This is a genomic window from Anaeromyxobacter terrae (assembly GCF_022690685.1).
Lineage (GTDB): Bacteria > Myxococcota > Myxococcia > Myxococcales > Anaeromyxobacteraceae > Anaeromyxobacter > Anaeromyxobacter terrae.
Genome location: NZ_JALCYY010000024.1, coordinates 26096 through 45584 on the forward strand (window position 1 = coordinate 26096; position 19489 = coordinate 45584).

A 19489-nucleotide genomic window follows, 5' to 3' on the forward strand; every position below is an offset into this window, starting at 1 on the left:
GCCTCCTGGCGAGGCGGGGCGACGTCGCGAACGCCCGGACGCTCCTCGCGGGGATCCTGGCGGACGACCCGGGCGTCGCCCCGGCCAGCGGCGCCTCGGAGCAGGCGCCGATCCGGGCCCGGCCGAGGGCCCGTCGACCCCGCCGTAGCGCGACGGGACGTGATATAAGCCCGGGTCTCCATGCGCGTACTCGTCGTCGGATCGGGCGGGCGCGAGCACGCCCTCGCCTGGAAGATCTCGCGGAGCCGCCTCGTCCGCGAGCTGTTCGCCGCCCCCGGCAACCCCGGCATCGCGGAGGTCGCGACGCTCGTCGCGCTCGAGGCGACCGACGTCGAGGGCCTGGCGCACTGGTCCCGCGAGAACCAGATCGACCTCGTCGTGATCGGCCCCGAGGCCCCGCTCGTCGCGGGGCTCGCCGATCGGATCGCCCGCGAGGGCATCCCGGTGTTCGGCCCGAGCGCGGCCGCCGCGGAGATCGAGGGCTCGAAGGCGTTCGCGAAGGAGATCATGGAGGCGGCCGGGATCCCGACCGCCGGCCACGGCACGTTCACCGCGCTCGAGCCTGCGCTCGCGTTCGCCCGCGCGCGCGCCGGGCGCGTGGTCGTGAAGGCGGACGGGCTCGCCGCCGGCAAGGGCGTGGTCGTCTGCGACGAGCTCCCGGAGGCGGAGGAGGCCCTCCGCGCGATGCTGGTCCAGAAGGTCCACGGCGGCGCCGGCGCGCGCGTGGTGGTCGAGGACCGGCTCGAGGGGCCCGAGGCGAGCTGCATCGCGTTCACGGACGGCGAGCGGGTGCGCATGCTCGCCGCGGCGCAGGACCACAAGCGCATCTTCGACGGCGACCGCGGGCCGAACACCGGCGGCATGGGCGCCTTCTCGCCGACGCCGACGGTGACGCCCGAGGTCGCGGAGATGGTGGAGCGGGACGTGCTCCTGCCCGCCGTCCGCGAGCTCGCCCGGCGCGGCCGCCCGTTCCGCGGCGCGCTCTACGCCGGCCTCATGCTCACGCCGGACGGCCCCCGCGTCCTCGAGTTCAACGCGCGCCTCGGCGATCCCGAGACGCAGCCCATCCTGCTCCGCATGACGAGCGACGTCGTCCCCGCGCTCCTCGGCGCCGCGGAGGGGGATCTGTCGGACGTGACGCTCGAGTTCGACCGCCGCGCGGCCGTGGGAGTGGTGCTCGCCGCGGAGCACTACCCGGCGAAGCCCACCGCGGGCGATCCCATCGACGGCCTCGCCGGACCGTTCGAGGAGGGCGTGCAGGTGTTCCACGCCGGGACGGCGCGAGCCCGGGACGGACGGATCGTCACCGCCGGCGGCCGCGTGCTCACGGTCTGCGCCCTGGGTGATGGCCTCGACGACGCCGCGCGTCGCGCTTATGACGCGGCGGCCAGGATCCGCTTCCGCGGCATGCAGCTGCGCAGGGACATCGGCAAGAGGGCGTGATGGACCCGAAGGTACTCATCCTCATGGGATCCGACTCCGACTGGGAGGTCATGTCGGAGGCGAAGAGGGCGCTCGACGAGCTGGGCATCCCGGCGGAGGTCCACGTCTCCTCCGCCCACCGCACCCCGGAGCGCACGGGCAAGCTCGCGCGCGAGGCCGCCGGCCGCGGCGTCCAGGTCCTCGTCTGCGGCGCCGGCTCCGCCGCGCACCTCGCCGGCGTGTGCGCCGCCGAGACCGAGCTGCCGGTCCTCGGCGTGCCGCTCGCGGCGAGCGATCTGAAGGGGCTCGACGCGCTGCTCTCGACCGCGCAGATGCCGGCGGGCGTGCCCGTCGGCACGCTCGCCATCGGCAAGGCGGGCGCGCGGAACGCGGGGCTCCTCGCGGCGCGCATCGTCGCCCGCACGGACCCGGAGGTCGCCGAGCGCGTCCGGGCGCAGCGCCGCAAGATGGCCGACGAGGTCGAGGCGAAGGACGCCGCCCTCCAGGCGAAGCTGGCGGCGCCGAAGGGCTAGCCGCTTGCGGCTCCTCCACAGGTATCTCGCGAAGGAGATCCTGCTCCCGTTCGCGGCGGGGCTCCTGTTCCTCACGCAGGTCCTGCTCGCGACGCAGCTCCTCGCGCAGGCCGACGTGCTCTTCGGCTCGGGCGTATCGCTCGTCGACGTGGGCGCGGTGATCGTCTACCTGCTGCCGTACTTCCTCGGCTACGTGCTGCCGATCGCGTTCCTGCTCGGCGCGGTGCTCGGGGTGGGGCGGCTCGCCGAGGACCGCGAGGTGGTGGCGCTCGGCGCGGCGGGGTTCTCGCCGGCCTTCCTCGTGCCCGTCCCCCTCGCGCTCGGCGTCGCCGTCGCGGGGGTCGGGCTCTGGCTGTCGCTCGAGGCGGTGCCGGCGAGCCTCGACGCGGCGCGCGTGCGCCTCAACGAGATCGTGAAGCACAACGTCATGAACGACGTCCGGCCGGGCACGTTCTACGATCAGATCCCGGGGTACACGCTCTACGCGGAGCGCGTCCACGGCGGCCTCTGGGAGAACGTCCTCATCAGCGACCGCTCCGATCCCTCCGCGCCGGTGCTGGCGCTCGCGCGCGGCGGCCGGCTCGAGCCGCTCGGCGCCGGGGAGGAGATGCGGCTCGTCCTCGACGACGGCGAGGTCCACCGCGAGCAGGTGGACTCGGACGAGTACGTGCTCGCCACGTTCCGGCGGGCCGGGGTCGTCCTGGGCCTCGGGACGGCGCTCTCGGATCGCAACGCGGTGTCCCGCACCGGCCGCGAGGGCGTGGCCGAGCTGCGCGCCCGCGCGGCCGAGGCGCGCGCCAAGGGCGACGTCATCAGCGCGCGCCGCGCGGAGGGGACGCTGCACCGGCGCATCGCCTCGGCGCTGGCGGTGATCCCGTTCGCGCTGCTCGCCGTCCCGCTCGGCGCCTCGCGCCGGGCCGGCCGCGCCTTCGGGGTCGGGGCGACCTTCCTCGTCGTGGTCGGGCACTACCTGCTCCTCCGCGCCGGCGAGGTCATGGCCCAGCGCGGCGCGCTCCCGCCCGCGCTCGCGCTCGAGCTCCCGACCCTCGTCCTGTCCGCCCTCGCGCTCGCGCTCATCGCGATCCAGGTCCACCGCGGCACGGGGGCGGTGCGGTGATCCTGTTCCGCTACGTCGCGCGCCGGACGCTCGCCGCGTTCCTGGGCGCGCTCGCCGGCGTCGTCGCGATCTTCCTCGCGGTCGACTTCGTCGACAACGCCGCCGCGTTCACCGGGCCGGGCTGGGTCCCGGCGGTGCTCGAGCTCTACGTGTACAAGGCCGCGGTGGTCGTGCGGCAGGTCGCGCCCGCGGCCATGATCCTGGGCGCCGCCATCTCGGTCTCGACGTTCCGGCGGACCCGCGAGTACACGGCGATGCGCGCGGTGGGGCTCGGGCCCTGGCGGCTCGCCGTGCCCGTCATCGCGGTGACGATCCTCTCCGGCGGCGCGCTCCTCGTCGTGCACGACCTGTGGGGCGTCGAGGCCGCCGAGCGCGCCGAGGAGATCCAGGCGCTCCGCTTCGGGCGCGGCGGCGACCGGCGCCGCTTCGAGGCGGCGCGCGAGCCGAAGCGCTGGTTCCGCGGCAAGGATGGGCGGCGGGTGTACCACCTGCGGGGCACCTTGCCGGACGGCGGGTTCGCGCGGGTGACGGTGCTGGAGGTCTCGGACGCGTTCCGGCTCGTCCGCCGCGTCGACGCCGACAAGATGCGGCCGGACGGCGGCGGCTGGCTGCTCGAGGACGTCGAGGACCGGACGTTCCTGCCGGACGGAAACGTCCGGCTCGAGCGGGCCGCCTCGCGCCGCTACGAGTTCCCCGAGCCGCCCGACGCGTTCGCGGTGGTCCCGGGGCGTCCCACGCAGATGCGCTGGAAGACGCTGCTCTCGCAGATCGCCATCCGGCGCCGGCTCGGGCTGCCGGTCGCCGAGTTCCAGCTCGAGCGCTACAACCGCCTGGCCTACCCGTTCGCCGGGGCGCCCGGCGCGATGCTCGCGCTCGCGCTCGCGCTGCGCCGCAACCGCAAGGGCCACATCGCGGCGGCGCTCGTCGAGTCCGTCGGCGTGTCGCTCCTGTTCTGGGGAGCGCAGGGCGTCACGTGGGCGATGGGGCTCTCCGGCCACGTCGCGCCGTGGCTCGCGGCCTGGGCGCCGAACGTCGTGTTCCTCGTGGTGGGCGCGGTGGCGGTGCGGCGGAGTCGATAACGCGAGGCCCGCGCTCGGGGCCGAGGTAAGCTCATCGAGATGGAGGCAGACGTCGGCGTGGTGGAGGGCGGTAGACAGTCCGGGCGGGCGCTCGTCCGAGAGCTCTCGGTGCGGGTCGGCTGGGTCGGGCTCGCGGTCTATGCGGCGAGCCTGCCCATCTCGATCGCGGGGATGCAGATCGGGCTCGGCGTCGCGCTCGCGGCGCTGGTGGCGCTCCGCCTCGCCGGGCGGCGGGTGTGGGTCCGGACGCCCGTGAACGCGCCCGTGGCGCTCGTCGTGGGCGCGGCCGTCGCCTCGATCGCGCTGGCGTGGGGCGTGGGCCTGCCGCCCGCGAGCGTCAACGCGGCCCTGTTCTGGCGCGGGCTCGTCGCGCCGCTCGTGGTCGCGTTCTCGCTCGAGGCCACCCTCGACGGCGACGACGCCGCCGCGCCGCGCCGGCGGGCGCTCGCGCTCGTGCTCCTCTGGTCCGCGGCCGCGATCGTGCCGGCCCTCGTCGCGTGGGCGCAGGTCCGGACCGGCTTCGATCCGCTCCACGCCCTCGGGCTGCGCGACGTGCCCCGCCGGGCACCGGCGCCCGGCGACCCGACGCACTTCGCGGCGATCGGGTTCTTCAGCTGGTACCCGCGGTTCGCGCACGCGATGACCCCGGTCGCCGCGCTGTCCCTGGCGCTCGCGCTGTTCGCGCCGCTGCGGCTCCGGACCCGGGTCTTCCTGGGTGCCGCCGGCGTCGCCGCGGCCGCCGCGGTGGTGCTGACGACGTCGCGCTCCGCCTGGGCGGGCCTGGCGGTCGGCGCGCTCACCCTGGCGCTCCTCGCGGGCCGCCGGCTCGCGCGGGTGGCGGTGCCGATCGCGGTCGCGTGCTCGATCGTGGCCGCGCTCGCGAGCCCCGTGCTCCGCAACCGCCTCGCGAGCGCGTTCGAGGCGAACGTGAACCAGGATCGCGCGACGATCTGGCGCGTGTGCGGCGCCGTCGTCCGCGATCATCCGCTCACGGGCGTCGGCTTCGGCGCGCTGCCGGATAGGAGCTACGCCTACTACGAGCGGTTCGCGCCGGCGTGGAAAATGCGCGCCTGGTGCCACGACACGTTCTTCACCGCGTGGGCGGAGGGCGGGCCGTTGCTCGCCTTCGCGTTCGTCGCGTGGTGGATCCTGCTCGCTCGCGCGTTCCTGGGCTTCCGCAGGACGGGAGACGCGCTCGGTCGTGCGGCGTCGCTGGGGGTGCTCGCCGCGCTCGCCGCGCTGTTCGTGAACGCGCTCGTCCACGATCTCTTCTGGGCGACCGAGCCGGTCTACGCCCTCGGCCTGCTCCTCGGAGCGGGGGTCGTCATCGCGCGGCCGAGGCCGGGGTGAGACTCGTCGCTTCGCTTCGCCCGGGTCAGCGCCCCGTCGCGATCCTGCGGTACACCTCGAGGGTGGCCTCGGCGCAGGCGTCCCAGCGAAACCGCCGCGCGCGCCCGCGGCCGGCCGCTGCGCGCAGGCGCGAGCCCTCCGCGTCGTCGAGCGCGGCCCCGACGGCGGCGGCGAAGCTCGCGGGCTCGAGCGGGTTCGCGTAGCGGACCGCCTCGCCTCCGACCTCGTGGAGGGCGGGGATGTCGCTCGCCACGGCCGGGACTCCGGCCGCCATGGCCTCGGCGAGCGGCAGGCCGAAGCCCTCGTAGAGCGACGGCATGACGAAGCACGCGGCGCCGGCGTACAGGGCGGGCAGCTCGGCCTCGGGGACGGAGCCGGTGAGCCGCACGTGCGGCGCGAGCTCGCCCAGCGGCAGCGACTGGGCCCAGCCCGAGCGCCCGACGATCACGAGCTGCAGGTCACGGCCCTCCTTGCGGAGGAGCCGGAACGCGTCGAGCAGCACGGGGAGGTTCTTGCGCGGCTCGAGGGTGCCGACGGCGAGGACGTAGGGCGCGCGCGGACCCTCGGGCGCGCGCGCCTCGAAGAACTGGGGATCGACGCCGTTCGGCGTGACGTGGATCCGCTCTGCGGGCACGCCCGCCGCGGAGACGAGGTCCGCCTTGGCCGCGTTCGACACCGTGAACACCGCCGCCGCGCGCGCGAGCGCCTGCGGGAAGAGCGGCCGGTAGTACCAGCGCATCCCGACGCTCGAGGTCTCGGGGTGCAGCCACGGGGTGGCGTCGTGGACGGTCATCGCCGAGCGACCGCGCCAGAGCGGCGGGGTCGGGAACGCGAGGGAGTGCAGGAGATCGACCCGGGCGTAGGCCGCGGAGATCGGGAGCCAGGCCTGGTCCACCGGCAGCCGGTACCGGAGCGGCGCCTCGTGCTGCTCCACCGGCAGCGACGCCACCGCGTCTGGCGCGTCGGGCCGGACGAACAGCACGAGCTCGTCGGGCGCCAGCGCGGCGAGCGCGCGGACGAGCGAGAGGGCGTACCGCTCGATGCCCGTCATGCGGTCCGGTCGGATGAGGGTGGCGTCGATGCCGATGCGCATGGGCTTCCGGCTGCCGGCGAAAACTACCACGGGGTGCCGCCGCTGCAGCCCCTTTCGCGGGGGCTGGCTCCATGCGATCTTCCGCCAGTGATTCCGGACGTGACCGCCTCGCTCGATCGCGTGCTCCGCGCATGGGACCGGCTCGAGTGGGCAGTGCGCAAGCGCGGAATCCTCGGCGCTGCACGTCGCGCGCTCTCCGGTCGCGCGCGGCCGCGGAGCGAGGAGGAGGCGTACGCGCTCTGGCGGGCGATCCACGAGCCTCGGCGCACGGCCTCGCGCCGTCGGGAGCGCTGGCAGGGCGGCTCCGTGCCCGTGCTCCTGCAGTGCGTGGACGGTCTCGGAGCGGAGCAGCTCGAGCGAACGCTCGGATCGCTCCGCGCGCAGGAGCAGGTCCCGTGGACCGCCTGGGTCGCGCTGCCATCGCCGCCGGGTCGCCTCGGGGACGCCACGGCGGCTCTCGCGGACGTGGACCCGCGGGTGACCGTCGTCGAGCCCGGGGTGGCGCTGGACGCGGCGCTCGCGGCCGCGGGTGACGTCGCCGTGTTGGCGTCCCCGGGGATCGTGCTGGCGCCCGACGCGCTGGAATCCCTGGTGTCGGCGATGCGCGACGACGCCCTCGTGGAGCTGGTGTACGGCGACGAGGACCGAATCGATGCGAGCGGGCGGCGGTTCGCGCCGTCGTTCAAGCCCGAGTTCTCGATGGACCTCCTGCGCTCGACGCCTTACACGGGCCGGCTCCTCGGCTTCAGGACTGGGCTCGCGGCGCGTGCGGGCGGGATCGACGGGGGAGAGCCGCACGACGTGGCGCTGCGGCTGACGGAGCGAGCGCGCCGGATCGCGCACCTCGCTCGCGTGCTGCATCACGTCCCGGACGATCTCGGGATCGACGAGGGCGCGAGCGCGAGGGCGATCACGCACGCCCTTTCCCGCACGGGGGAGGAAGGCGCCGTCGACGCGCTCGGCGGGGGGCGATTCCGCGTGCGTTATCGCGTCCGGGGCGAGCCGCTCGTCTCGGTCGTCATCCCGACGCGCGATCGGGTGGAGCTGCTCCGCGTCGCCGTCGCGAGCGTGCTCGAGCGGAGCGGCTGGCGAAACCTCGAGCTCCTGGTGGTCGACAACGGGAGCACCGACCCGGAGACACTCCGCTTCCTCGAGGACATCGGGCCGCCGCACCGCGTGATCCGCCGGCCCGGACCGTTCGACTGGGCGGCGCTCAACAACGACGCCGCGCGCGAGGCCAGGGGCGAGTACCTCCTCTTCCTCAACAACGACATCGAGGCGACCGAGCCGGGCTGGATCGAGGCGCTCCTCGAGCATGCGCAGCGGCCTGGCGTGGGCGCGGTGGGCGCCAAGCTGCTCTACCCCGACGGCACCGTTCAGCACGCCGGGATCGCCCTCGGGATGGAGGGCTTCGCGGGGCATCCCTTTCGCGGCGCGCTCGCGAGCGAACCGGGGCCCTGCGGCGTGCTCTCGGTCGCGCGCGAGTGCAGCGCCGTCACCGGGGCTTGCCTCATGATCTCGCGCGAGCTGTTCGACTCGCTCGGCGGGTTCGATCCCGAGCTCCGGATAGCCTTCAACGACGTCGATCTCTGCCTGCGTGCCCGCGAGCGTGGGCACAGGACGGTCTGGACGCCGCACGCGCGGCTGGTCCATCACGAGTCGGCCAGCCGCAGCGCCGAGCATCCGCGCGGCGAGTACCTCCGGGTCCGCCGCCGCTGGGGGGCCCTCGCGCTCGCGGGGGATCCGCACCTGCCCCCGAACCTCGACCGGGAGATCGCGGCGCGCGCCGTTCGTGCGCGGCGATGGAGCGCGCCCGGCTAGCCGGACGCGCGGCGCGGGGGCGCGCCGGCGTCCTCCGCCAGGGACGTGGCCAGCTCGTCTCCGAGCTGCAGCGCGCGCGGATCCCACATGTAGCGGTGGAGCGCGCCCCATTGACCCTCGTCGGCGCACACCACGAGGTCGAAGTAGCTGTTGAACTCGCGCAGGAACGCGAGCGTCTCGATGGGTGCGCCAGGGGAGAGCAGGAAGACGGACGCCGGCCAGGACGTCCACACCCGATAAGCTTCGCGCGCAGGGCGAGGGCCCGACGAGATCGCCAGCCCGGCGCCGGGATCCGTCCACAGCTGCTCACCGGCGTTCCACTCGCGCGACTGCGCGAGCTGGGCACGCGTCTCGACGAGCCTGCGCAGCGACGGGATGCCCGCGCAGCGCGGGTCGAAGCCAGGCGCCTTCCCGGCTCGCAACGCCTGATGGCGCCTGCGGACCTCGTTCGTGAGCCGGAACATCATGACGCGGCGTCCGAGCGTGACGGACCCTGCGTGGACGCGGTGAAAGTACACGGGCTCGGGGATGTAGTGGAGCTTCCCGACCTCCGAGATCTTGAGCGCGAGGTCCCAGTCCTGGACGCCTGAGGTGCGCGCGTCGAAGCCGCCGACCTCGGCGATCTTCCCTCGTCGGATCACCTTGAGGTGCGACGCGATCATCGCGTCGAGCAGGTTCTCGTGGTGCGACCTTCGATCCAGGGAGTGGTGCTGCGGGTATCCGCCGTACACCGCGCGTCTCACGAGCCGATCTTCCGGGTCCACCTCGAAGCGATCGGTGAAGAAGTAGTCGACGTCGGAGTGCCGTGCGATCGCGCGCGAGACCTCCTCGATGGCGCTCGGGGCGAGGAAGTCGTCACAGTCGAGGAACGCGACGAACTCGCCCGTCGCGAGCGCGACCCCGAGGTTCTGGATCGCAGAGATGCCTTGGTTCCGATCCGACCAGTGCAGCCGCAGCTCGGGGATCTCCGCGGCGAGCGCCTCGAGCGTGGGCCGGACGGCGGGGTCGGTGGACCCGTCGTCGACGCAGATGATCTCCCGGGGCGCGAGCGTCTGACGATGCGCCGACAGCACGCAGCGGCGCAGATAGCTCGCGTGGTTGAACACGGGCACGACGACGGAGACGGACGCCGCCGCCGAGCGGACCGCATCATCCGTATCCGCGCGAGGGGATCCTGGAATCGCGGCGGCCTGGATCACGGGGCGCTCCGCGGCCGGGGCGGGGTCCGCGGCCGGCGCCATCCGCGGGAGCCGGTGTGCGCCGTCCGCGTAGAACTCGACGAACCACCGCATGCTCTCGCGCATGAACTCCGGCTGCTGGCCGGCCGTCCAGCCGTCGATCTCCCGCGCGGCGCGCAGGAAGTCGAGCCCCATCGCGAGCCACTCACGCGTCATGTTGTTCGGGTGGAGCCGGTAGACGCAGAGGCGCAGCGGCAAGAACGCGAGCTGGACCCCGCGCAGCTTCAGGCGCACCCAGAACAGCCAGTCCTCTTTTCCGCGGACGATCTCCGGCCACTGCGGCGCGGCCCCGAGCGCGCTCCTCCGGAACAGCGCCGCGTGGATCGGGATGGTGAAGCCCCGCTCCCATCGGAACAGGAAGTCGCCGAGCGTGAGCGCGAACGGCGAGATGCTCCGCGAGGACGGATCGAACGCGATGCGGTCGTCATCGCACAGCCAGTAGTCGCAGACCGAGACGTCGACGTCGGGCGACACCTCGAGGTGGCGCAGCTGGTGCTCGATCTTGTTCCTCAGGAGCAGATCGTCCGAGTCCAGGTACTGGATGAACTCGCCGGTGCAGTGGCTCAGCCCGACGTTGCGGGCGCGCGCCGGCCCCGAGTTCTCCTGGCGAACGATCTTCAGCTCGCACGGCAGCGAACGCAGCGCGCGGAGGTACCCCTCCGTACGGGGATCGGTGCTGCCGTCGTCCACGACGACGACCTCGAGCGGGCCCGCGTACGCCTCCACGCAGGACGACACGGCATCGTCGAGGTAAGGCCCACGATTGAAGCAGGGGATGACGACGCTGACCTTGGGCCGCGGGTCACGCATAGTCGGGAATGCCCTCGAGCGTCTCGGCGAACGTCGCCCAGGAGTGCCGCTCGTTCACCAGCGCGAGGAGGTTGCGGGCGCGTCGAGCGGCCTCTGCGGGGTCCCGCCGGATCGACTCGAGCGCTTCGACGTACCCCTCGACGTTACGGGCGCCGCGCACGAGATAGCCGGTGTCGTCGCCGACCAGCTCCGGGACTCCCCCGACGTCGGGCGCGACCACCGGGATCCCGTGAGCGCCGACCTCGAGGAGGATGTTCGGCATGCCTTCCCATTTCGAGGTGAACACGAAGGCGTCGTAGCCGCCGTCGGCGAACAACGTCGCGAGCTCGCTGAAGGGCCCCCGTAGCCTCAGGCGCTCGTGCGGCGCGAGCCGTGGCGTCGCGCCGTCGACGATGGTCGAGCCGAACACGTCGAAGGTGGCGAACCCGGCGCGCTCCGACACGGACTGGAGCACCTCCGGGAGCTTCTCCGCGTCGAGCCGGCCAGCCCACAGCACCCTGAGCGGCTCGCGTGGCGTGGCGGGCTGGGAGGCGATGACCCCGCCGCCTCGACCGATCGCCCGCGACGGGTTGTAGACGACGTGGATCTTGCGGCTCCAGGACCCGTCGAGCCGGTAGGTCGACACGACGTCGCGCGCGAACCGGCGGTTGTCGGTGATGAGCCCCGTCAGGTGGCGCTTCGATCGCTCGAAGTACTCCGCGGCGTAACCGATGTGCTCGCCCTTCGCGCCGAACTGAAACGCGAAGATGCTTCCGAACAGGCGTGCGTGCACCGCGAGCTCCTCCCCGCGGTGGATGAAGAGATTCCAGCCCGCGACGGAGTTCACGTTGTGCACCACGCGGGCGCCCACCATCCGGATGATCCCGTTGAGCACATCGACGCGCTCGCGCGCGTCCGGAGCATCGATGAGATCGTCGACGCGGAGAGTGCGGACCCCGGCGGGGATCCAGCTCGGCACGGTGAGGTCGGGAGAGTCGGCGAGGATGAGCAGGCAACTCGAGGGGCCCCGCTTCTCGCAGAGCACCCGGAGGTAGTTCATCGCGGTCAGGTCCGCCCCGCCGCTCTTGAGGTGAGGCACCACGAGCGCGTGCGTGTACCGCTCGCCCGGACCGCGACCTTCGGAGAGCAGGGACAGCGCGCGCTTCAGCGCAGTCGAAACGCGCGGCTCGTCGAGTGCGGGGCGATCGAGCCCCGGCGCCTCCCCCCCCGTGAGCCGCTTCATCGCCCGTCGCTTCAGGGCGCGGATGCGCTCGCGTGGAGCCGGCGGCAGCGCTCCCACGATGGCTCTCCCGGCATTCCAGATGACGTGACGGAGCGACGGGGCGCTGCGCGCACCGCGCGCCACGGCGGCGAGGTCGCGCAGAGGCCGGGTCAGGGTCCAGGAGCGTGATCGGACGAGGCCCTCGAGCTGAACACGGAGGAGCTCGTTGTCAGCCCGGAGTCGGTCGACCTCCTTGCGCCCGTCCTGCTCGAGCGCGGCGAGGCGACCCAGCTCGGCCGAGAGATCCCGGACCGTCTGGAGGTGGTCGGCGACCTGCTGGCTCCGCTGTGCGACGCGGGCGGCGTTGTCCTGCCGGAGCGCATCGATGGTTCCGAGGAGCTGCGGCACGTATCCGGGATCGTCGAGGATGCTCCAGCGCACCGCCGGCAGCGGAGACTGGGAAGCGACTGCCACGACGTAGACGGGGCTTGCGAGGGTCTCGCCGCGCTCCAGTCGGGCGAGGTCCGAACCGGAGAAGCACTCCAGGGGGTGGGCGCTGCCGTGGGCGGGGAGCATCAACGACCCGGCCGTGGCTCTCTGACCTCCGTACACCGCGTGAGCGAAGTAGCGCGAGACGAGGTCCTCGAACTCCGCGGCGGTGAGCTCCCGAACATGGAACGGGTTCGGAGGCTTGCCAGGCGGCGAGTACGTCGTCCGGTCGGGTGACGACAGCACGAGCACCCCGGACGGCCCGAGCACCCGCCGAACCTCGGACAGGAACCGGTCCTGCTCGGCGACGTGCTCCAGCGTCTCGAAGCTGACCACCACGTCGATCGAGGCGTCGGGCACCGGAAGGGCAGCGCAGTCGGCGACGCGATACCCGAGATTTTCCGCGCGGTAGCGCGCGGCCGCGTGAGCGACCGCAGCCTCCGACACGTCCAGCCCCTCGGCCGAGCTCGCCGCTCGCGAGAGGAGGTACGTGCCGTAGCCCTCGCCCGAGGCGACGTCGAGCACTCGCTTCCCCTCGCAGAACTGGAGCGCGAACAGGTAACGATGGAGATGCTCGTGCGCTATGGGGCCAGATTGCTCCGGCGTGAACCGCTCGCCCGTGAAGTCGAGCGTCTCTTGCCCGCGAGGCAGCGCCAATATGGTCGTGGATCCGGTGCTCACGCGGGTGGTCTCTCTCGGACGGATTGGGACTGAAGGTGCGGGTGGTCATGTACCACGGAAGCTCTCATTATGTGCAGACGTGCAATCGCCTGCGATTGCCTCCGAGCTGCGCGTGCGCCGGTGCCGCCGGTCGCGCGAGGGTGCTGCGTTGACAGCGCGCGGAACACCGGGCTAGTAACGAAGCCTTTCGGGGGGGTGGGTGCGACTGGATGGGCATCGTTCTGGACGGGCGAACCGTCTCGCATCGGGTTCCTCGTCCGGGGGAACGAACGAGGTCCATGCCTGGGCGCGCAAGGACGGCCGAGTCCTCTGCTGTCCTTCGAAACCTGCCTCATGAACCATCTCCTGACCGGCGCCGTTCCATCGGCTCGAGGGCGCGGCGCGGCTGGCAGGCGCTGCGCGGCGGCCTGGTGGTGGGGCGAATCGTGCTGGCGGGCTCGATGGCGCGCGCCATCCATGCAGCGCTGGACGGTGTCCCCGTGAAGTGGCACATCAGGACGGAGAGATGACCGCGGCCGTGAAGGGCATCGCAGCGCTGCTCCGCTTCCGGGAGCTGATGTTCCTGCTCGTCGCGCGGGATCTGAAGGTCCGCTACAAGCGCAGCATCCTCGGGATGCTCTGGACGCTGCTGAACCCGCTGCTCCAGATGCTCGTCTACACGCTCGTGTTCTCGCGCATCATGCGCATCGGCGTGCCGCAGTTCCCCGTGTTCCTGCTCGCGGGCCTGCTCCCCTGGACGCTCATCTCGGTCTCCGCGACCTCGTCCGCGCTCTCGCTCCTCAACAACCAGGGCCTCATCCGGAAGATCGCGGTCCCGCAGGCGGTCTACCCGCTCTCGATCGTCGGCTCGAAGCTCGTGGATCTCGCGGTGTCGCTCGTGCCCCTCGCGGTGATCGCCGCGGCGCTCGGCCGGCCTCCGGGGTCCGCGTGGCTCCTCCTCGTCCCGGCGGTCGTGGTCGCCACCTGCTTCGCGGCAGGGCTCTCGCTGCTGTTCAGCTCGCTGACGGTCTTCTTCCGGGACGTGCGGCACCTCATCGACATCCTGTTCCAGATCTGGTTCTACGTGACCCCGATCATCTATCCGCACGAGTTCCTCGAGAAGCTCGGCAGTCCGCTCCTGCGGAGCGTCCTCTCGCTGAACCCCGCCACCCCGATCATCCGCTGGTTCCAGATGGTCGTGTACGAGGGACGGCCGCCCGACCTCAGGACCGCGGCGCTCGCGACCATCTCAGCAGCGGCCACCCTCGTGCTCGGGTTCGCGGTGTTCCAGCGGCTCGAGGACGAGCACATCCACTACTTCTAGCCATGGCCGGCGCGATCTCGTTCCAGAACGTGGGCGTGTGCTTCCGGATGCACCGGGAGAAGGTCACGACGCTCAAGGAGGCGGTGCTCGGGCGATTCCGGCACCTGCGGGACGCCGAGGTGTTCTGGGCGGCGAGGGGCGTGAGCTTCGAGTGTCGGCCGGGCGACTCGATCGGGATGATCGGCCACAACGGCTCGGGCAAGAGCACGCTCCTCAAGACGGCCGCGGGCGTGCTCAAGCCGACCGAGGGCAGCGTCCGCATCGAGGGCCGCATCTCCCCGATGATCGAGCTCGCGGCGGGCTTCGATCCGGAGCTCACCGGCCGGGACAACGTGTTCCTGAACGGCGCGCTGATGGGCTACAGCCGGCGGGAGATGGCGTCGAAGCTCGACCGCATCGTCGACTTCTCCGAGCTCGGCGAGTTCATCGACGTGCCCGTCAAGAACTACAGCTCCGGCATGTACGCCCGGCTCGGGTTCGCGATCGCCGCGGACGTCGAGCCCGAGATCCTCATCGTCGACGAGGTCCTCGCCGTGGGCGACGAGCGCTTCCAGGCGAAGTGCATGGATCGGATTCGCGACATCCGCGCGGGCGGGACGACCATCTTCTTCGTCTCGCACGCGATGGAGCAGGTCGCCGCGCTGTGCGACCGGGTGCTGGTGATGCACCACGGGAAGCTCGTGTTCGACGGGCCAGCGGAGGAGGCCATCCGGCGGTACCGTGAGCTGCAAGGCTTCCGGCCGGACGCGGCTCCCCACCCGCGGAGCGCCTGAACGGCCCCTTCGCTCAGTCCCTGGGGCTCGCTCGCGGCCAGAGCGCCGCCAGCCGCTCGAGGAGCGGCCGGGCGGACAGCGAGGCCCCATCGAGCGCCCCCCGGACGTGCGATCTCGCGAGCGCGGTGCGCCCGAGGACGAGCTCCCGCGGGGCCATCACTCCGAGTCGAAGGAGCACGAGCGCGGCCACCACCGGCACCGCTTTCCACAGAGGCAAGTGCGTCGCCACGAACCGCAGGTGATTCCGCGCGAGCAGGTAGCGCTGCCTCGGTGACCCCGCCCCGATGGTGCTCCCGAAGCCGTGCCTCGCGCGCGCCGCGGCCACGTACCGGCAACCGATCCCAGCGCGCCGCGCACGGGCGCAGAGGTCCGCGTCCTCGTAGTACGCGAAGTACGCTGGATCGAGCAGGCCCACCCGCCGGAGCGTGTCCGCGCGGAGGAGCACGGCCCCTCCGGTCACGCCGAGCGTCGGCCCGTCCTCGCGCGCGAGCCGCGCAAGCTCCACGCCGAAGTCCCGATCCCGCACGCGGCCGACCGCGTCCATCACGAGGCCCGTCGAGTTCACGCGACCGGGATCGTCCGCGAACAGGAGCAGGCCGCCGAAGATGCCGGCCTCCGGGTGCGCCTCCGCGCCGGCGACGAGGCGCTCGATCCAGTCCGGCTCGACCACCACGTCCGTGTTCACGAGCGCGACGAAGCGGGCGCCGGCGTCGAGCGCCCGGCGGATCCCGACGTTCGAGCCTCTCGCGAACCCGAGGTTCTCGCCCACGGCGCACCAGTGCACGCCCGGCCGTCGGGTGACTACCTTCTCGCTGTCGTCCGTGGACCCGTTGTCGACCACCACGACCGTCACGGGATGCGACTGCCGCGCGAGCGCATCGAGGCAGGCCCCGAGGAGGTGGGCGCCGTTCCAGTTGACGACGACGGCCCACGTATCGGGTAGTGGAAGGGGGAGGGGCAAGTCCGCGTGCGAGTAACACCGCCCCACCAGAGGGTCAAGACGCCGCGCCTCCCCGCGGCCGGGGTCTTGTTCTCTCACCGAGTATGGGGCTGGTGTAGAGTGGCGCCTCGCCGGGGGGGCGAAAGATGCTGAAAAGACAGGCACGTGCGGTGGCGGCAGGGCTCCGGGTGATGGACCTCTCGCTGCTCGCGGTCGCATTCCCGATCGCGTACGCGGTGCGCAAGGGGCTCGCCGGGCCCACGCTGCCGGGCCTGTACCCGATGGCCCGTTACTGGCCGTTCGTGGTCCTGGCGCTGCTGGTCTGGATCGGGGCTGCGTCCCTCTCCCGCGTCTACGACGTCTACCGGACGCGCTCGATCTCGAGCGAGCTCCTCCGGATGTCCCGCGCCGTCGGCATGCAGGCGCTGCTCGTCGCCGCGTCGGGCTTCCTCCTGCACCAGCACGACGTCTCGCGGCTCCTCGTCGGCACCCACCTCGCCATCTCCTGGGCGCTGCTCTGCAGCAGCCGGGTCGTCGTCCGGTTCGTCGCTCACGCAGTGCGGCGGCGCGGCTACAACACGCGGACGTTCGCCGTCGTCGGGACCGACGAGCTGTCGCTCGACCTTCGCACGGCGCTGCTCTCCCGCGCGCACTGGGGCTACGAGTTCGCGGGGTTCGTGCTCGACGGACCGAGCCCGGGACGGAAGCTCCCGGGAAACGTCCTCGGGTCCGTCGACGAGCTCGCCAGCGTGCTCGAGCGCCACGTCATCGACCTGGTCGTCATCGCCGCCGCGACCGAGCGGATGAAGGATCTCGAGCGCGCTGTCGCGGTCTGCGACGAGCAGGGAGTCCCGGTGAAGCTCGCCGTGGATCTCCTGCCCGGCAGGAACGCTCACCTCGAGGTCGAGGAGCTGGAGGGGATCCCGCTCCTCTCCCTCGCTTCGGGCCCGCAGGACCTGTTCCCGCTGCTCGCGAAGCGCGCCTTCGACATCGTCCTCAGCTTCCTCGGCCTCCTCGTCCTCTCCCCCATCCTGGCGATCGTCGCGCTCGCGGTGCGGCTCGACTCCCCCGGCCCGGTGCTGTTCCGGCAGCGGCGCGTGGGCCTCAACGGCCGCGAGTTCACGCTCTACAAGCTCCGCTCGATGCGGCTCGGCGCCGAGGACGAGCTCCACGCCCTGCGCGAGCACAACGAGGCGGACGGGCCGGTCTTCAAGATGCGCGAGGACCCGCGCGTGACGGCGGTGGGCCGCTTCATCCGCCGGACCTCGCTCGACGAGCTCCCGCAGCTCTGGAACGTGCTCCGCGGCGAGATGAGCGTCGTCGGGCCGCGCCCGCCCTTGCCGGAGGAGGTGCGCCGCTACGAGCGCTGGCAGCGCAGGCGCCTCTCGATGAAGCCCGGCATCACCTGCACCTGGCAGATCTCGGGCCGCTCCGATCTCGAGTTCGATCGCTGGATGGAGCTCGACCTCGCCTACATCGACGGGTGGTCGCTGTGGCGGGATCTGCGGATCGTCGCGCAGACGATCCCGGCCGTGCTGCTCCGGCGCGGGGCGCGCTGACGCGGCCTCGCGTCGCGGCTATCCTCCCGGCGTGGCGCCGCTCCCCCCCGATCTCGACGCGCGCGTCGCCGCCGCCGCGGAGGTGCTCCGGCGCGGCGGCCTCGTCGCCTATCCCACCGAGACCTTCTACGGCCTGGGCGCGCTCGCCCGCGATGCGGAGGCCCTCGACCGGCTCGCCCGCGCGAAGCTCCGCCCGGAGGGCAAGCCCCTGCCGCTCCTCGCGGCCGACGTCGCGCAGGTGAACACGGTCGCCCGGCTGGATGGGCTCGCGGCGAGGCTCGCCGCCCGGTTCTGGCCGGGGCCGCTCACGCTCGTGCTCCCCGCGGCCCCGGATCTCGACGCCGCCATCACGGCCGGCTCCGGGACCGTCGCCATCCGGGTCCCCGGGGGCGAGATCGCGCGGTCGCTCGCCCGGCAGGCGGGCGGCGCGATCGTCTCGACCTCGGCGAACCTCTCCGGCGAGCCGCCGCCGACCGCCGCCAGCGAGCTGTCGCCGGACCTCGTCGCGCGGATCGACCACGTCCTCGACGGCGGACGCACGCCGGGCGGGCTGCCGAGCACCATCGTCGAGGTGGCCGGGGAGGGTGTGCGGCTCCTGCGCGAGGGCGCCATCCCGCTCGAGGCGGTGCGTCGCGCGTGCGTGGCGCGGTGACGCGGAGGTGAAAAGAGGCGCGCGCGGTCACCTCGGGCGCCTTGCACCCCGCGGGGCGCTGATCTAGCGTCCCACCCCCATGGCGGAGATCGCCCCGTTCAACGGAATCCGGTACGCCGCCTCGCGGGGACGGGCGCTCGGCCAGCTCATCGCGCCGCCCTACGACCTCATCTCCCAGGAGCAGCGCGACGAGCTGCTCCGGCGCAGCCCCGAGAACGTCATCCACATCACGCTCGGCGAGGAGCGTCCGGGCGACGGGCCCGCGCAGAACCGCTACACGCGCGCCGCGGAGTACTTCCGCCGCTGGCTCGCGGAGGGCGTGCTGCGCCGCGATCCCACCCCGGCGCTGTACCCGCTCGAGCAGAGCTTCTGGTCGCCCGACGGGAGGCGCCTGAAGCGGCGCGGCTTCATGGCCGCGGTGCGGCTGCACGAGTTCCGCGAGGGCGTCATCGTTCCCCACGAGAAGACCCTCGTGGCGCCGAAGGCGGACCGGCTCGAGATCCTGAAGCACGTGGGCGCGAACCTCTCGCCCATCTTCGGCCTGTACCGGGACGAGGCGCAGGTCACCGCCCGCACGCTCGACGCGGCGACCGCGGCGGAGCCGGTGGCGGACACCGACTCCGACGACGGCGTGCACCACCGCATGTGGCGGACCGAGGACCCCGCGCTCGTGTCGGCGCTCACCGATCTCGTGGCGCGGCAGCGCGTCTTCATCGCCGACGGGCACCACCGCTACGAGACGGCGCTCGTGTACCGGCGCCAGCTCGAGGAGGCGAACCCCGGGCTCCCATCGTACGGCGGGCACCACTACATCCTCATGTTCCTGTGCCCGATGAACGACCCGGGCCTGTTCCTGTTCCCGACGCACCGGCTCCTGTTCGGCGTGAAGGACCTCTCCCTCTCGCGGTTCGTCGAGCGGCTCGAGCGCTACTTCACGGTGGAGACGCTCCCCGAGGACATCCGCCGCCCGGCGGGGCGCGCCTGGGCCATCTCCAAGCTCGCCGAGCACGGCGGCAAGGCGAGCACCTTCATCCTCCTCTCCGCGGAGGACCAGAAGGCGCGCGTCGTCACGCTGCGCGACGACGTGGACCTCTCGGACGCCGAGCTCCCCACGAACCAGATGCTGCGGGCGCTCGACGTCACGGTGCTCCACTCCATCGTCTTCCAGCACCTGCTCGGCCTCTCGCCGCGCGCGCAGGAGAACCAGGAGAACCTCACCTACGTCCGCGACGCCGGGGAGGCGGTGAACCGGGTCCTCTCCGGCGAGCATCAGCTCGGGTTCCTCCTGAACCCCACGCCGATGTGGCAGGTGGAGGCGATCGGCGACGCGGGCGAGACGATGCCGCAGAAGAGCACGCTCTTCTACCCGCGCCTCCAGAGCGGCCTCGTGATGCGCCAGGTGAACCCCCGGGAGCGGCCCTAGCCGGC

15 protein-coding genes are annotated in these 19489 nt (G+C 72.7%); 11 read left to right on the forward strand and 4 right to left on the reverse strand.

Annotation, left to right across the window (positions count from 1 at the left end; translation table 11 throughout):
• Positions 1-180: 180 nt before the first annotated feature.
• From purD to MNY62_RS12515, 5 genes are read left to right on the forward strand one after another with little or no spacing between them, the layout of a single operon-like run.
• Positions 181-1443 carry a phosphoribosylamine--glycine ligase gene (gene purD, locus MNY62_RS12495; RefSeq protein WP_242344528.1) on the forward strand — a complete coding sequence of 421 codons (1263 nt, stop codon included), beginning with the start codon at positions 181-183 and terminating at the stop codon, positions 1441-1443.
• Entirely contained in the window at positions 1440-1955 is a 516-nt protein-coding gene (gene purE, locus MNY62_RS12500; protein ID WP_279426509.1) for a 5-(carboxyamino)imidazole ribonucleotide mutase, read from the forward strand. The genes purD and purE overlap by 4 nt, the downstream gene beginning before the upstream one ends.
• A gap of 4 nt (positions 1956-1959) precedes the next feature.
• Positions 1960-3072 carry an LptF/LptG family permease gene (locus MNY62_RS12505; RefSeq protein WP_242344530.1) on the forward strand — a complete coding sequence of 371 codons (1113 nt, stop codon included), beginning with the start codon at positions 1960-1962 and terminating at the stop codon, positions 3070-3072.
• Positions 3069-4151 (forward strand): LptF/LptG family permease, encoded by a 1083-nt coding sequence (locus MNY62_RS12510; RefSeq protein WP_242344531.1) that lies wholly within the window; start codon positions 3069-3071, stop codon positions 4149-4151. Before MNY62_RS12505 ends, MNY62_RS12510 begins: the two co-directional genes overlap by 4 nt.
• A 39-nt stretch (positions 4152-4190) precedes the next feature.
• Entirely contained in the window at positions 4191-5501 is a 1311-nt protein-coding gene (locus tag MNY62_RS12515; RefSeq protein WP_242344532.1) for an O-antigen ligase family protein, read from the forward strand.
• 25 nt (positions 5502-5526) lie between these two features.
• Here the strand turns inward: MNY62_RS12515 and MNY62_RS12520 are convergent, their stop codons facing one another.
• Positions 5527-6594 carry a glycosyltransferase family 4 protein gene (locus MNY62_RS12520; protein ID WP_242344533.1) on the reverse strand — a complete coding sequence of 356 codons (1068 nt, stop codon included), beginning with the start codon at positions 6592-6594 and terminating at the stop codon, positions 5527-5529.
• A 99-nt stretch (positions 6595-6693) separates the two neighbouring features.
• Here MNY62_RS12520 and MNY62_RS12525 point away from each other — a divergent pair, with 99 nt between their 5' ends.
• A complete protein-coding gene (locus MNY62_RS12525) occupies positions 6694-8415 on the forward strand; it encodes a glycosyltransferase (protein WP_242344534.1) in 1722 nt (573 codons plus the stop codon).
• On the opposite strand, the gene MNY62_RS12530 is transcribed toward MNY62_RS12525, so the two are convergent.
• Positions 8412-10463 carry a glycosyltransferase family 2 protein gene (locus MNY62_RS12530; RefSeq protein ID WP_279426511.1) on the reverse strand — a complete coding sequence of 684 codons (2052 nt, stop codon included), beginning with the start codon at positions 10461-10463 and terminating at the stop codon, positions 8412-8414. The two genes, MNY62_RS12525 and MNY62_RS12530, sit on opposite strands and share 4 nt — an antisense overlap.
• Positions 10456-12834, reverse strand: coding sequence for a methyltransferase domain-containing protein (locus MNY62_RS12535; protein ID WP_242344536.1), 2379 nt, complete (start codon positions 12832-12834; stop codon positions 10456-10458). The genes MNY62_RS12530 and MNY62_RS12535 overlap by 8 nt, the downstream gene beginning before the upstream one ends.
• A gap of 505 nt (positions 12835-13339) precedes the next feature.
• On the opposite strand from MNY62_RS12535, the gene MNY62_RS12540 reads away from it, so the two are divergent.
• Positions 13340-14137, forward strand: a complete 798-nt coding sequence (locus tag MNY62_RS12540; RefSeq protein ID WP_242344537.1) for an ABC transporter permease — start codon at positions 13340-13342, stop codon at positions 14135-14137.
• 2 nt (positions 14138-14139) lie between these two features.
• Positions 14140-14910, forward strand: coding sequence for an ABC transporter ATP-binding protein (locus tag MNY62_RS12545; RefSeq protein ID WP_242344538.1), 771 nt, complete (start codon positions 14140-14142; stop codon positions 14908-14910).
• Positions 14911-14923: 13 nt separating this feature from the next.
• Here the strand turns inward: MNY62_RS12545 and MNY62_RS12550 are convergent, their stop codons facing one another.
• The gene (locus MNY62_RS12550; RefSeq protein WP_242344539.1) at positions 14924-15871 is read right to left on the reverse strand and encodes a glycosyltransferase family 2 protein; all 948 of its coding nucleotides are present in this window, start codon (positions 15869-15871) and stop codon (positions 14924-14926) included.
• A 149-nt stretch (positions 15872-16020) separates the two neighbouring features.
• Between MNY62_RS12550 and MNY62_RS12555 the strand changes: the two genes are divergently transcribed.
• The 3 genes from MNY62_RS12555 to MNY62_RS12565 all read left to right on the forward strand — a co-directional run bounded on the left by MNY62_RS12555 (position 16021) and on the right by MNY62_RS12565 (position 19484).
• Positions 16021-17409, forward strand: coding sequence for a sugar transferase (locus tag MNY62_RS12555; protein WP_242344540.1), 1389 nt, complete (start codon positions 16021-16023; stop codon positions 17407-17409).
• A gap of 31 nt (positions 17410-17440) precedes the next feature.
• Positions 17441-18061: an L-threonylcarbamoyladenylate synthase gene (locus tag MNY62_RS12560; RefSeq protein WP_242344541.1), complete on the forward strand. Its 621-nt coding sequence runs from the start codon at positions 17441-17443 to the stop codon at positions 18059-18061.
• Between the two features lie 79 nt (positions 18062-18140).
• Positions 18141-19484, forward strand: a complete 1344-nt coding sequence (locus MNY62_RS12565) for a DUF1015 domain-containing protein (RefSeq protein WP_242344542.1) — start codon at positions 18141-18143, stop codon at positions 19482-19484.
• Positions 19485-19489: the final 5 nt, after the last annotated feature.